12 protein-coding genes are annotated in these 12,673 nt (G+C 47.3%); 9 read left to right on the forward strand and 3 right to left on the reverse strand.

The window, feature by feature from the left end; all coding sequences use genetic code 11:
* Positions 1–43 precede the first annotated feature (43 nt).
* The 4 genes from DCM90_RS00830 to DCM90_RS00845 are packed head-to-tail and all read left to right on the forward strand — an operon-like array spanning position 44 to position 3,735.
* On the forward strand, positions 44–370 hold the full coding sequence (locus DCM90_RS00830; RefSeq protein ID WP_109249466.1) for a hypothetical protein: 327 nt from the start codon (positions 44–46) through the stop codon (positions 368–370).
* 12 nt (positions 371–382) lie between these two features.
* Positions 383–2,602 carry a RelA/SpoT family protein gene (locus tag DCM90_RS00835; RefSeq protein WP_109249467.1) on the forward strand — a complete coding sequence of 740 codons (2,220 nt, stop codon included), beginning with the start codon at positions 383–385 and terminating at the stop codon, positions 2,600–2,602.
* 21 nt (positions 2,603–2,623) lie between these two features.
* Positions 2,624–3,073 carry a D-aminoacyl-tRNA deacylase gene (gene dtd / locus DCM90_RS00840; RefSeq protein ID WP_109249468.1) on the forward strand — a complete coding sequence of 150 codons (450 nt, stop codon included), beginning with the start codon at positions 2,624–2,626 and terminating at the stop codon, positions 3,071–3,073.
* Positions 3,074–3,093: 20 nt separating this feature from the next.
* Positions 3,094–3,735 (forward strand): HAD-IA family hydrolase, encoded by a 642-nt coding sequence (locus DCM90_RS00845; RefSeq protein WP_191981017.1) that lies wholly within the window; start codon positions 3,094–3,096, stop codon positions 3,733–3,735.
* A 126-nt stretch (positions 3,736–3,861) separates the two neighbouring features.
* Here DCM90_RS00845 and DCM90_RS00850 read toward each other — a convergent pair whose 3' ends face one another.
* From DCM90_RS00850 to DCM90_RS00860, 3 genes are all read right to left on the reverse strand, one after another.
* Positions 3,862–4,269 carry an iron-sulfur cluster biosynthesis family protein gene (locus DCM90_RS00850; protein WP_109249470.1) on the reverse strand — a complete coding sequence of 136 codons (408 nt, stop codon included), beginning with the start codon at positions 4,267–4,269 and terminating at the stop codon, positions 3,862–3,864.
* A gap of 89 nt (positions 4,270–4,358) precedes the next feature.
* Positions 4,359–5,201 carry a fructosamine kinase family protein gene (locus tag DCM90_RS00855; RefSeq protein ID WP_109249471.1) on the reverse strand — a complete coding sequence of 281 codons (843 nt, stop codon included), beginning with the start codon at positions 5,199–5,201 and terminating at the stop codon, positions 4,359–4,361.
* A gap of 12 nt (positions 5,202–5,213) precedes the next feature.
* Positions 5,214–6,059: an N-acetylmuramoyl-L-alanine amidase family protein gene (locus DCM90_RS00860; RefSeq protein WP_109249472.1), complete on the reverse strand. Its 846-nt coding sequence runs from the start codon at positions 6,057–6,059 to the stop codon at positions 5,214–5,216.
* A gap of 361 nt (positions 6,060–6,420) precedes the next feature.
* Here DCM90_RS00860 and hisS point away from each other — a divergent pair, with 361 nt between their 5' ends.
* The 5 genes from hisS to DCM90_RS00885 all read left to right on the forward strand — a co-directional run bounded on the left by hisS (position 6,421) and on the right by DCM90_RS00885 (position 12,672).
* Positions 6,421–7,716 carry a histidine--tRNA ligase gene (gene hisS / locus DCM90_RS00865; protein ID WP_109249473.1) on the forward strand — a complete coding sequence of 432 codons (1,296 nt, stop codon included), beginning with the start codon at positions 6,421–6,423 and terminating at the stop codon, positions 7,714–7,716.
* A gap of 12 nt (positions 7,717–7,728) precedes the next feature.
* Positions 7,729–9,525, forward strand: coding sequence for an aspartate--tRNA ligase (gene aspS / locus DCM90_RS00870; RefSeq protein WP_109249474.1), 1,797 nt, complete (start codon positions 7,729–7,731; stop codon positions 9,523–9,525).
* Positions 9,526–9,653: 128 nt separating this feature from the next.
* Positions 9,654–10,529 (forward strand): YitT family protein, encoded by an 876-nt coding sequence (locus DCM90_RS00875; protein ID WP_109249475.1) that lies wholly within the window; start codon positions 9,654–9,656, stop codon positions 10,527–10,529.
* 171 nt (positions 10,530–10,700) lie between these two features.
* On the forward strand, positions 10,701–11,849 hold the full coding sequence (locus tag DCM90_RS00880) for a CDP-glycerol glycerophosphotransferase family protein (RefSeq protein WP_225365929.1): 1,149 nt from the start codon (positions 10,701–10,703) through the stop codon (positions 11,847–11,849).
* 13 nt (positions 11,850–11,862) lie between these two features.
* On the forward strand, positions 11,863–12,672 hold the full coding sequence (locus DCM90_RS00885) for an ABC transporter permease (protein ID WP_109249476.1): 810 nt from the start codon (positions 11,863–11,865) through the stop codon (positions 12,670–12,672).
* Position 12,673 lies beyond the last annotated feature (1 nt).

Below are 12,673 nucleotides of genomic sequence, written 5' to 3' on the forward strand. Positions count from 1 at the left end.
GCTAAAATAGGGCCTATTAAGATGACTAAAGGAATTGATGAGAGTGAAACAAGAGATAATAAACCGGATTGGCTGGCCATACTGGTTAGTTGGCGTTGGATTAGGCATTGTGGTTCCCTGGGTGTTAGTCACGGCAGGTATGGCACCCTGGCTAATTTTTTGCCTGCTATTAAGTATCGTCAATACGATGACATCAATCATCATTGGGCGGGTCATTCAACGCCGAAATGGATCCTGGGCCTGGATGTTAATTTGGCCCCTGTGCTTTGCAATTGGAGCTGAGCTCTTTTTGAAGCCCTATATGATTGTGTTTGCCATTGTTTATTTATGTTTGTCATACATGTCGTACGGATTATCAGCAACCGCTTAAGGGAGTGAGAGAATGCCTAAGGAACGGATTTGGACGGCTCAGGATGTCTTTGATGCCTGCGCTGAATACATGAACATCGAGCACGTGATGATGGTCAAGAAGGCCTATCAGTTAGCCGCAACGGCGCACCAAGACCAAACTCGAGTTTCTGGTGAGCCCTATATTATGCATCCAACGCAGGTGGCCGGTATTTTGGCCAGCCTTAGAATGGATCCCGAATCCGTTTCAGCTGGGTTCCTCCATGACGTTGTCGAGGATACAGGCATTACGCTTGGGGATGTGCGCGAACTGTTTGGGGATGACGTGGCGCTAATCGTGGATGGTGTCACTAAACTAGGAAAAATTCGGTACAAGTCGAATAAGGAACAGTTGGCTGAAAACCACCGTAAGCTGCTTTTAGCGATGTCAAAGGATATTCGGGTCATGATCGTTAAGTTGGCGGATCGGCTGCATAATATGCGGACCCTTCAACACCTGAAGCCCGAAAAACAACGGCGGATTGCAAATGAAACCCTGGAAATTTACGCCCCCTTAGCGGATCGTTTGGGGATTAGTACGATTAAGTGGGAGTTAGAAGATGTCTCCCTGCGGTACTTAAATCCGCAGCAATATTACCGAATCGTTCATTTAATGAATTCAAAGCGGGATCAACGGGTGTCCTACATTAACGCCGCCATTCAAGAAATTGAGGGGGCGGTAGCGGATCTTCACCTTACCCACCAGGAAATCTACGGGCGGCCGAAGCACATCTACTCGGTTTACCGGAAAATGAAGGATCAACACAAGCAGTTTGATCAGATCTATGACTTACTAGCGATTCGAGTGGTCGTCGATTCAGTTCGGGATTGCTATGCGGTTTTGGGCGCCATTCACTCGAAGTGGAAACCCATGCCGGGCCGGTTTAAGGATTACATTGCCATGCCAAAGGCCAATATGTATCAGTCGCTGCACACGACGGTAATTGGACCAGAGGGCAAGCCCTTAGAAATTCAAATTCGGACCTTTGAAATGCACCAAGTTGCTGAGTACGGGGTTGCTGCCCACTGGGCCTATAAGGAGGGCCAGACGGAAGAGGTCCAAGAAACGTCGACGGGGGATAAATTAAACCTGTTCAAACACATTATTGAAATTCAGGAGGAAACGGACAACGCTTCTGAATTTATGGACAGTGTGAAGGGTGAACTGTTCGGGGACCACGTCTACGCCTTTACCCCCAAGGGTGACGTTCTGGAGCTACCACAGGGGGCTGGCCCCTTAGACATGGCCTATATTATTCATACGGAAGTTGGCAATCATACGACGGGGGCAAAAATTAACGGCAAGATCGTTCCGCTAGACACCGAAATAAAAACCGGTGATATCGTGGATATTTTGACGTCGACTAATTCAGCTGGCCCTAGTCGGGACTGGTTGAACCTAGTCCGGACGCGCCGGGCCCGGCATAAGATCAAACAGTACTTCCGCCAAAACGATCGGGAAGCCAATATCGAAACGGGTCAAGATACCTTGGAAGCTCAGTTGGCAGATGCCGGCTTTGACCCCAACGTGATTATGACGAAGGAAAATCTGCAGAAAGTCGCCGAACAACAGCACTTTTTACAGATTGATGATCTCTTTGCCGCCATCGGCTTTGGTGACGTTCCCACCGGTGGCGTGCTTAACCGGTTAACGGCAGACGTCCGCCATGCAGCAGAGGAAGAGCAAAAACGGCAGGAGGAACACGAACTCTTAGAGGAACATCAGACCATTACGAATGACGATGCAAACGCAAATAAGCCGTCGGAAGGCGTACTGATCGAGGGTGTTGATAACCTGCTGATTCGGTTGAGCCACTGTTGCACCCCAGTTCCAGGTGATCAAATCTTAGGTTATATTACTAAGGGCCGGGGGGTGTCCGTTCACAGAGAAGACTGTCCTAACGTTAAAAAGGCCGTTGAAAACGGTGAACGGATTGTTGACGTTAACTGGGCCAACGCTGCTGGTGACGGTGAAAATTACGCAGCGGACTTTGAAGTTCAGGGCTATAACCGAAACGGATTAATTAATGACGTTCTGCGGACCATTAATAATACGACCAAGAAGCTGAATTCAATTAATGCCAAGGTCGATCATAATCGAATTGTAACCATTTCGATTTCCATTGGGGTCCGAAACGCAGAGATTTTACAACGAATTTTAGCGAACATTAAAAATGTACCGGATGTTTACGTGGTTAACCGAGCTTACCATTAAATTTCAAGGAGGAAGCTAGGGATGCGAATTGTTTTGCAGCGGGTTAAACGGGCATCGGTTAGGGTTGAGGACCATGTTCTCGGCCAAATTAACCGGGGCTTTTTGCTGTTAGTGGGGGTAGAAGATAATGATACGGACGAGGATGTCGATTATCTCGTCTCAAAAATCAGCCGGCTCCGAATTTTTTCTGATCCTAACGGTAAGATGAACTTAGCTTTAGGGGATGTAGGGGGTGCCGTGCTATCTGTTTCCCAGTTCACGTTATTTGCAAGTACCAAAAAGGGGAACCGACCTAGCTTTACGGGTGCCGGAAACCCTGAACATGCGAAAAAGATGTATCATACATTTAATGACCGATTAGCGGCAACTGGAATTACGGTCCAGACGGGACAGTTTGGGGCGGACATGGAGGTTGCCTTAGTGAATGATGGGCCGGTCACCATTCTGTTTGATACAAAGAAAAAGGAATAAGGACAATGGAGGCGCTTAGTGTGCGTTATTCGCAAATTTTTTGGGACTTTGACGGAACGATAATGAATACGTACCCTTCAATGGTAGAGGCCGTTGTTAAGGCACTGACACAGATGGGAATTTCTGAGTTTGAAATTGATGACGGTGAAATCTATGAAGCGATGCGACAGTCAGATTTGGAGACAGCTTTAACGCAGGCGAGTGCCATGTATAACTTAGATAAGGCAGCCTTGAAGGACCGTTATGAAGCAAATGAGAAATCAATGGTGAAGACTGCGAAGCCCTTTTTGGGAGTCCCCGAAATTTTGCAATTTGTGGTGGACAACGGCGGCCGGAATTTTTTATTAACTCACCGGGATCAAAGTGCCCTAAAAGGGTTAGAGGCCGAGAGATTAGCATCGTTCTTTACGGGAACCGTAACTAAGGACCAGCCATTTCCTAGAAAACCGAACCCGGCGTCGTTAGAGTCATTAATGACGACTTACGTGGTAGATAAGGATGCTGCGATGATGGTTGGGGATCGTAACTTAGACGTGGAAGCAGGCCATAACGCAGGAATTGCCGGGGCCCTGTTTGATCCGGACCATTTGATCCGGGTCTATTCCAATCCGGAAATTCGGGTCAGCCAAATGCCAGAACTAGAAGAGTGGTTAGAACACTAGCTTTAAAATAAGCGACCCGAGACTAAACCGAACCATATATAAATAAAGCAGGATGACCCGGTTTACGGGTCATCCTGCTTTATTTATAGTGAAAATTTCTAAAATCCGTCAATGACAGGTAACTCGTTAACAGATTTGGTTACCCAATGTTTTCATTTGGGCTTCACGATCTTCCCTTGTGAGGGGTTGCTTGTCACGGTAGTCGTTAATGGACACGGCACTGTCGAGAATTCCGCCATCATCAGAAAGAACTAAGTTATTGCCCCGGAAGTTCAGGGTTAACCCGTTGTCAAAGTAGGTGGTCTCACCGGTTGAAGTCCATAGGTTTAGACCGGCGTTGTTTTCAACCTCGATGGGATAATCAGGATCCCGTTGATTGAGAATAACCAACTGGAACTTATCACCGATTGCACACGATCCTCCGACAGTGGAATACTTATTGGAACCATCATCGACTGATAGTAAGACGACACTACCAGCCGGAATTTTAGTGGCCAACCGCTCTTGAGCTGCATCTTTAATGTTTAACTTCATTTTGTCCGCCTCCAAAAATAGATTGTACACAATACATTTTGGTTCATGAACACTATAGGACTTTTTCATTAAAGTTGCAACTAGGAAGCTTAAGCGTTAAACAGAATTTGGTCAACGGCTGTCCCGTAAGTTTCACCAAATAGGTTCAAGTGGACAAGTAAGTAGTAGAGCTGATACCAGGGAAGCCGGTCTTCGTAGCCGGCGCTTAACGGGTAGGTATCCGTATATCCCTGATAAAACCCGGCACTAAACCCACCAAAAATAGTCGTCATGGCAAGGTCAAATTCTCGGTCCCCGTACAAAACGTCTGGATCAATCAGTGCGGGTGTGCCGTCAGCCGTGAACATATAGTTGCCCGACCATAAATCACCATGTAGCAGGGATGGCTTAATGGTTCGGTGCTTGGTGTAGGATAAAAAGTCCGCTCGGAGCTGCTGGTATGCTGCTTCCCGCTTCTCCGACCAGTAACCGTTTTGCTTGGCTAGTAAAACGAGGGGATCCAAGCGCTGTTGGGTGTAAAAGGTTCCCCAGTCTGACTGCCAAGTATTAATCTTGGGAATTCGAGCGTCCAGTTCATCATGATCAAACCCAAAGTAGCTGTTGTGAACCTGGTGGATATGGGCGACCGTTTGGCCTAACCGGTATTGGCTACCCGAGCCACTAGCCAGCCACTCCAAAATCAGAAAGGCATTGCCATTGATTTCTCCGGTTGCAACAACGCCGGGCACTAAGGCGACCTTACCGATTAGATTAAGGCCATCGACTTCGTGCTGGTAAAAGGCTTGGGGCTTACCCGGTTGGACTAACAAAAAGTAGTCGTGTTGGTTAGCCACCAGGTGAAACGCTAAGTTGATATCGCCACCCTTAACCGGTTCGATGGTGGTGACATCGGATAAGGGAAGTTTGGTAAACCATTCGTTTGAAAGGGTCATTCATATCGCATCCTATTCATTAAAGTAATGTTTTAAGCCAGCCGTAACATCTTTTGCGACCAACCGTTGGTATTCGGGGTCTTCAATGGATTTGAAGTCGTGCTTGTTGTTAATGTAACCCATCTCTAACAAAATTGCGGGTCGTGAGTTGTCCCGAATCACCTCAAAGTTACCAAATTTAATCCCCCGGTTACTTAGGCCGACGTTCGTTAATTGATCAGAAATATCGGTTGCTAGGGCCATGGAGGTCTTTTTATGGTAGTAATAGGTCGTATGACCAGAGGCAGAATTATTCGTTGGGGATGAATCAAAGTGGAAGCTAATAAAGGCGTCGGCGTTTAGATCATCGGCCAATTGCGGTCGGGCGGCTAACCCCACGTATTGATCGGTATCCCGGGTAAGAACAACGCGAGCCCCAGCCGCCCGTAACTGTTTGGCCGTTGCCTGAACCATTTTTAGGGTGTACGTTTTTTCATCGTGCTTATGGTTGGCAGTGAGGGCGCCCGAATCACTGCCGCCGTGACCAGCGTCTAATACAATGGTGGCTTCGGATAGGTTAGTTGCCTTTTTCACCGTTGCGTTAGGGCCAACTAGCCAGCTGGCTACCCAGCCAAAGTGGTTTTGACTATCCCGGACGTGGTACCAGTTGTCCTTTCGGTTGAGAATGGTGAGCCGGGAATTCTTTTTGACCTGGGTGGTTGTCCGGTAGGTTAAGCCAGGACCAGTCCGTAGGTTGAGGTCGCTTACCGAAGCGACGACGGAGTTTTGCCGGAGCAGGCCGAATAACAAGCCTAAAAAAACGGCGATTAAGATAAGGCATACGGTTAGGCCGCGCCACCGAAACGATTTAACAGACATGATCAAACTCCTTTGGTTAAGTTATCAGCTATTATAACACGTGGGAAAGCCCGTCAAACCAAAGATTTAGTCTTGACAATTAAGAAACGATTTTGTAAGCTAACATATAGTTAAATAGACCGCCACAGAGAAAGACCAGTAGCGTGAAACGGCCCACAGAGAAACCCCGGTAGGTGCAAGGGGCTGGCTAAGTTGAACGCCAAGACACTTTTGAGGCTAATGGCCAACCGCCATTCGTTTGCAACGTTATCCTGCAAGAAAAGAATTACTTAAAGGTGGTACCGTGCAAATTGCGCCCTTGTCAGTGGACAGGGGTGCTTTTTATTTGGTTTGTGGTAGTTAAAAGAAAGAGGGAACCTTCATGCGTTATCAACGTCCAAAGGGAACGGCCGATATTTTACCCGGCGATTCCGAACTCTGGCAATTTGTTGAATCCACGGCTCGGGCAATTTTTAGAACCTATCGGTATCAAGAAATCCGGACCCCAATGTTTGAAAGCTACGACGTTTTCTCCCGGACTTCCGGGGATACTTCGGATATTGTTACTAAAGAAATGTACGATTTTATGGATAAGGGGGATCGACACCTCGCGCTTAGACCAGAAGGGACTGCAGGTGTTGTGCGGGCCTTTATCGAAAATAAGCTTTACGGTCCAGAAACCCAGAAACCCTATAAAGTCTATTACATGGGACCGATGTTTCGGTATGAACGGCCTCAATCCGGTCGGCAGCGGCAGTTTCATCAAATTGGGGTGGAAGCCTTTGGCAGTGATGATCCAGCCCTAGACGTTGAAGTCATTGCGATGGGGATGCAACTGTTAAATGAACTGGGCCTTCATGACCTAAAGCTAGTCATCAACACCCTTGGGGATGCGGATACCCGGGAAAATTACCGTCAAGCCCTCATTAACTTCCTGGAACCCCACTTTGATGAATTAAGCGAGGATTCACAGAATCGGTTACACAAGAATCCGTTACGGGTTCTTGACAGTAAGGATCCAAAGGACCAGGAGTTTGTGGCGGATGCGCCATCCATTTTAGACTTCTTAACGTCGGAAGCCCGGTCGCATTTTGATCAGGTTGAAGCAACTCTGACAGCATTAGGAATTGACTTTACCGTTGACCCTGATATGGTTCGGGGATTAGATTATTATAACCATACTATCTTTGAAATTATGTCCAACTCAAAATCCCTCGGTGAGGGATATACCACCGTTTTAGCGGGCGGTCGTTATAACGGTTTGGTTGAGGAACTCGGCGGCCCAGAGATGGCCGGCGTTGGGTTTGGAATGGGAATTGAACGGGTTGTGCTTCTGATGAAAGACGCCGGGGTTACCCTCCCAGAGTTAGACCAGCTGGATGTTTACGTGGTTGGAATTACTGAAGATACAAGTGCAATGACGCTTCAACTGACGGAAGCGGTTCGGCAGGCTGGGATGACGGCTGACAGAGATTACCTCGGTCGAAAGGCCAAAGCCCAGTTTAAAACGGCGAATAAGCAGAACGCTCGGTACACGATGACCGTTGGGGACGTTGAACTGGAAAATCGCACGGTGAACCTTAAGTTAATGGCAACCGGTGAAGAAATTATTGTGCCAGTCGACGCCGTCTTTGCCGATTTCAACCGGGTTTTAAGCGACTTTGCGGACGAAGAATAGAGGAGGAAGAACATGGAACGCACAACTTATTGTGGGTTGGTTACCGAAGATTATTTAGATCAGGAAGTAACCTTAAAGGGCTGGGTCCAGAAACGCCGGGACTTAGGCAGCTTAATTTTTATTGATTTACGGGACCGGGCTGGCATTGTTCAGTTAGTCTTTAGCGAGGAATTTGATCGGCGGGCGTTAGAAGTCGCCGAAAAGCTAAGAAACGAATACGTCATTGAGGTTAAGGGGACGGTCGTTGCCCGATCAGAACGTGAAGTTAATCCCGACATGAAAACGGGAAAGATTGAGGTTCGGGTCAATGAGGTTCACCTGCTCAACAAATCAAAGACAACTCCGTTTGCGATTCAGGACAACGTTGATGTTTCCGATGAACTTCGGCTGAAGTATCGGTACCTCGATTTACGACGGCCAGAAATGCAGCGAAATATTCAACTCAGGAGCCGAATTACCCACTCCGTTCATAGTTACTTTGACGAACAAGGGTTTATCGACATTGAAACTCCGGATCTAACTAAGTCAACGCCGGAAGGGGCACGGGACTACTTGGTTCCATCCCGGATTTACCCGGGTCACTTTTATGCGCTTCCCCAGTCCCCCCAGTTATTTAAACAACTATTGATGGGGGCGGGGTTTGACCGTTACTATCAATTAGCCCGTTGTTTCCGGGACGAGGACTTGCGGGGAGACCGGCAGCCCGAATTTACCCAGATTGATATGGAAACGTCATTTCTTACCGCTGAAGAAATTCAGGAAATTACCGAAGGCTTAATTGCTAAGGTGATGAAGGATACGGTGGACGTTGACGTTACCCTGCCGTTTAAACGGATGGACTGGGATGAATCAATGGCCCGATTTGGTACGGATCAACCGGATACGCGGTTTGGTATGGAACTGAAGGATCTTTCTGACCTTATGACCCAGTCAGACTTTAAGGTTTTCCGGGAGGCCTTATCGGATGGTGGAGAGGTCAAAGCCATTGCCGTACCAGGTGGCGCAGACTTATACAGCCGGAAAGCCATTGATAAATACGCCGACTACGTTAAACGGTTTGGAGCCAAAGGGTTAGCCTGGATGAAGGTAACGGATGACGGCTTTAGCGGTCCCGTTGCTAAGTTCTTTAACGAGGGCGACTGGTTCCAACAAATTACCGAACGAACGGGAGCCAAAAGCGGTGATTTATTACTGTTTGCTGCCGATTCCAAACGGGTGGTTGCGGGGACGTTGGGTTACCTGCGGACGGCCATTGCTAAGGAACAAGGCATGATTGATCAATCCAAGTGGAACTTCCTTTGGATCGTTAACTGGCCGTTATTCGATTACGATGTTGACCTTGAACGCTGGGTGCCAGCTCATCATCCGTTTACCATGCCTAAGGAAGAGGACGTTCACTACTTAGATGACGGAGAAGATCCCCATAAGGCCTACGCCCAAAGTTATGATATTATCCTAAACGGGTTGGAACTCGGGGGCGGATCAATTCGGATTCATACCCGTGAATTACAAGAAAAAATGTTTAAGGCCTTGGGCTTTACGAAGGAACGGGCGGAGGATCAATTCGGGTTCTTCCTAAATGCGTTAGATTACGGTTTTCCTCCTCACGGTGGGTTAGCCATCGGGTTGGACCGGTTTGCCCGGCTATTAGCCCACGCTGAGAACATTCGGGATGTTATTGCCTTCCCGAAGAACTCGAAGGCAGCGGAACCAATGACCAATGCGCCAGCCCCAGTATCAAATAAGCAGCTCGAAGATTTGCACATTAAGGTTGTTGAACCAGAAAAAACGGCCGATAAAGACGAGTAACCTAACAAACGGGGTGGTACCGGCGGTTTATACCGAACGGTTCACCCCGTTTTTGTGGTTTCAAACCGCGTGAAATGTTATACTAAACTGCGAATTTAAAACAAATGAAATAAGGAGCAAGCTTGTTCATGGAAACTATTCGTCAAATGAGAAGACGCAACGATTATTTATCTAAGGTATCCGCGGCCTTGCTCTATGCCGTTTGTGTGTCAATTGCGGTGAACTTTTTTTGGACCCCGGGCCATATTTACTCATCGGGGATTACGGGGTTAGCGCAATTAGTCGACACGATTTCAAACCGGGTCGGACCGGTACATATCCCGGTCGCCGCGGGGCTATTTATTTTCAACGTGCCGATGTTTATCATCGGCTGGCGTCGAATTGGCCACACCTTTACGGTATTTACGTTTATTTCGGTTCTGTTTGCGTCCATTGGAATTCGGCTGCTGCACCCGGTTTCGGTGATTCATGATCCGTTAATCTGTGCCATTTTTGGTAGTGCGTTGAACGGCTTTGGAACGGGATTTGCGTTAAGAAGCGGGATCTCCACTGGGGGTCTTGATATCTTAGGGATTGTGATTCAACGCAAAACGGGCCATAGCATCGGACGGATTAATTTGACGTTTAATATCTTTATTATTATCGCTGCCGGATTTGCCTATGGCTGGCCGTATGCGCTTTATTCAGCGTTAGGGTTAGTGGTCAACTCCCGGGTGATGAATTTAACTTATACGCGACAGCAGCGGCTCCAAGTAATGATTATTACTAGCCGCCCTAAAACCGTTATTGATAGCGTTCAAAATCACCTTCGCCGGGGAATTACCATCATCCACGACGCGGAGGGAGCTTATAAGCACGACTCAAAAACCATTCTTATTACAGCCATTTCGCGTTACGAAATGGGCGCCCTAGAAGAAGCAATGGATGAAGCGGATCCGCATGCCTTTGTTAGCATGACGCCCATTACTAAAATTTTAGGGCACTTCTACGAACCTAAGCTCTGATTTAAACTAGAATAACTGATTGATTTTGGAATCTCTGACGACTTATCACGGGGTTCCTTTTATTTTTATTAAGGTCCCAGAAAGTTTTTGAAAGAGCTGGCGTGACTGGTCTGATGTGGTATAATTTTGTCGTTGTGTTTTAAAAATAAATGATTTGTTTGGTGGTCAAACGTGAAGAGGATATACTTATGGCTTGTTCGATTGGTCTCAAGCCTTAATCGCTTCAAGAAAAAGAAAAATATGGTCTACTTGATGAGCTTTGGCAATAATTTGGGGTTGATTAAAGCCTTTCAAGATCAAATGCCGGAGGGCAGTGAACTGATCGTTTTTTACCGGCCTAATACCGAGGCGGAAGCAACCGAATTAGCCGCATACGGGGTTCGAACCATTCCGTTTCGGGATAATATGAACTTTGTCTTAAATGGGTTGCCGTTATTAATGACGGCTCGGGTACTGTTTTGTGATAACTACTACGCCTTTTTGGGCGGGCTGGCCCATCCGCATAAGATGCGAATTGTTCAGTTATGGCATGCCAACGGGGCCATTAAGCAGTTCGGCTGGGAAGATCCGGCAACGTCAACGCGTTCTTCTGCTGATCAACGGCGGTTCCAAGCGGTTTATGACCAGTTTGACGAGTACGTTGTGGCCTCTAAAATGATGGCCCGGGTCTTCGAAAACAGTTACCACGTGCCGGCAAGCCGGATGGAATATTTGGGGTACCCCCGGTCAGATCGATTATTTAACGCGAAATGGCGTAAACGGGCTCAAAAACGGGTTTACCGGTTAGCGCCAGAACTGAAGGGCCGTCGGGTGCTTCTCTATGCGCCAACCTACCGAGAGGGAATTACATACCATGCCCCTAAGGGGATGCGCGAAGCCTTGCTGGCCGATCCCAATGCCATTGCGGTGGTTAAGCTACACCCGCTCTTAACCTCGTCACAAGCGCAATTAACGTATGAATTTGGGAGCCGGGTTAAATTTTACGACCAGTTAACGACGACTGATTTATTAACGGTTGCCGAAACCGTTGTCACGGACTATTCTTCCGTTGCGTTTGATTACAGTTTGTTACCCAATGCTCATTCGCTGCTGTTTTTCATGTTTGATTTGGATGACTACCAAAATAATCCGGGAATTCAAAAGGATTTACTGGACTGGCTGCCAAGTGAACCGCTAAAGACGGTTGATGATTTGGAGCACGCCGTCGTCTTAGACTCGGCGACGGATTTTAAAGATTTTAATCAAAATTGGAACACCTATAACGATGGACACGCCACCAAACGTGTGACTGCCCGCTACTTAGCGTTGCTTCAATCTTAAAGGAGTGCATGTTTTGAAAGAGGTTAAAACTCTATTTAAAGAGCAATTTGAAAATTTAGGGATTATTTTTCGGATTTCACGCTATTCGGATAAGTCCCAGTACCAGAGCCACTACTTGGGATTGGTATGGCAATACCTGTACCCCTTAATTCAAATTGCCATTTACTGGTTGGTTTTTGGGATCGGTCTGAAGAGCGGGAACAACATGAACGGGATTTCTTACCTCCCGTGGATGGTGATCGGGTATACCGTTTGGTTTTACATGAACCGTGTGACCCTGGATGGATCTAAGAGTATTACCAGCCGGGTCGGGATGGTTTCTAAGATGAAATTCCCGATGTCGGTTCTGCCAACGATTAAGCTGGTTAGTAATTTAAGCTCATTTTGGACCATGTTGGTTTTCTCGATTTTTGTTGGATTATTGAATGGGATCTACCCATCCTTGATGTGGATTCAATGGATTTATTACTTTGTTGCCATGCTCATTTTCCTACTTGCCTTGGGGATCTTTAACTCGGCGGTTACCATTTTAATTCGGGATTGGCACATTATGCTGCAATCACTCATGCGGGTCCTTTTCTACATGTCCGGGGTGCTATTTAACTTTGAAACGACGGCTTTTCCCGCACCATTCGTCCGTCTGTTGCAGCTAAATCCGTTTTATTACATTATCTCGGGATTCCGGGAGTCCTTCCTGAACGAAACTTGGTTCTGGGATCGCCCCGTGTTAACCCTTGAATTCTGGGCCTTCACCCTGTTCTTTTTACTGGTGGGGTCCCACCTGCACTATAAATTCAGATCCCGGTTTATGGATCTTATCTAAT

The organism is Levilactobacillus bambusae, from assembly GCF_003124125.1.
Lineage (GTDB): Bacteria > Bacillota > Bacilli > Lactobacillales > Lactobacillaceae > Levilactobacillus > Levilactobacillus bambusae.

Excerpts from the sequence above, each read along its gene's own strand:
- dtd (WP_109249468.1), top strand. The coding sequence starts at position 2,624 with ATGCGAATTGTTTTGCAGCGGGTTAAACGGGCATCGGTTAGGGTTGAG.
- aspS (WP_109249474.1), top strand. The coding sequence starts at position 7,729 with ATGGAACGCACAACTTATTGTGGGTTGGTTACCGAAGATTATTTAGAT.
- DCM90_RS00850 (WP_109249470.1), bottom strand. The coding sequence starts at position 4,269 with ATGAAGTTAAACATTAAAGATGCAGCTCAAGAGCGGTTGGCCACTAAA.
- DCM90_RS00835 (WP_109249467.1), top strand. The coding sequence starts at position 383 with ATGCCTAAGGAACGGATTTGGACGGCTCAGGATGTCTTTGATGCCTGC.
- DCM90_RS00855 (WP_109249471.1), bottom strand. The coding sequence starts at position 5,201 with ATGACCCTTTCAAACGAATGGTTTACCAAACTTCCCTTATCCGATGTC.
- DCM90_RS00875 (WP_109249475.1), top strand. The coding sequence starts at position 9,654 with ATGGAAACTATTCGTCAAATGAGAAGACGCAACGATTATTTATCTAAG.
- hisS (WP_109249473.1), top strand. The coding sequence starts at position 6,421 with ATGCGTTATCAACGTCCAAAGGGAACGGCCGATATTTTACCCGGCGAT.
- DCM90_RS00860 (WP_109249472.1), bottom strand. The coding sequence starts at position 6,059 with ATGTCTGTTAAATCGTTTCGGTGGCGCGGCCTAACCGTATGCCTTATC.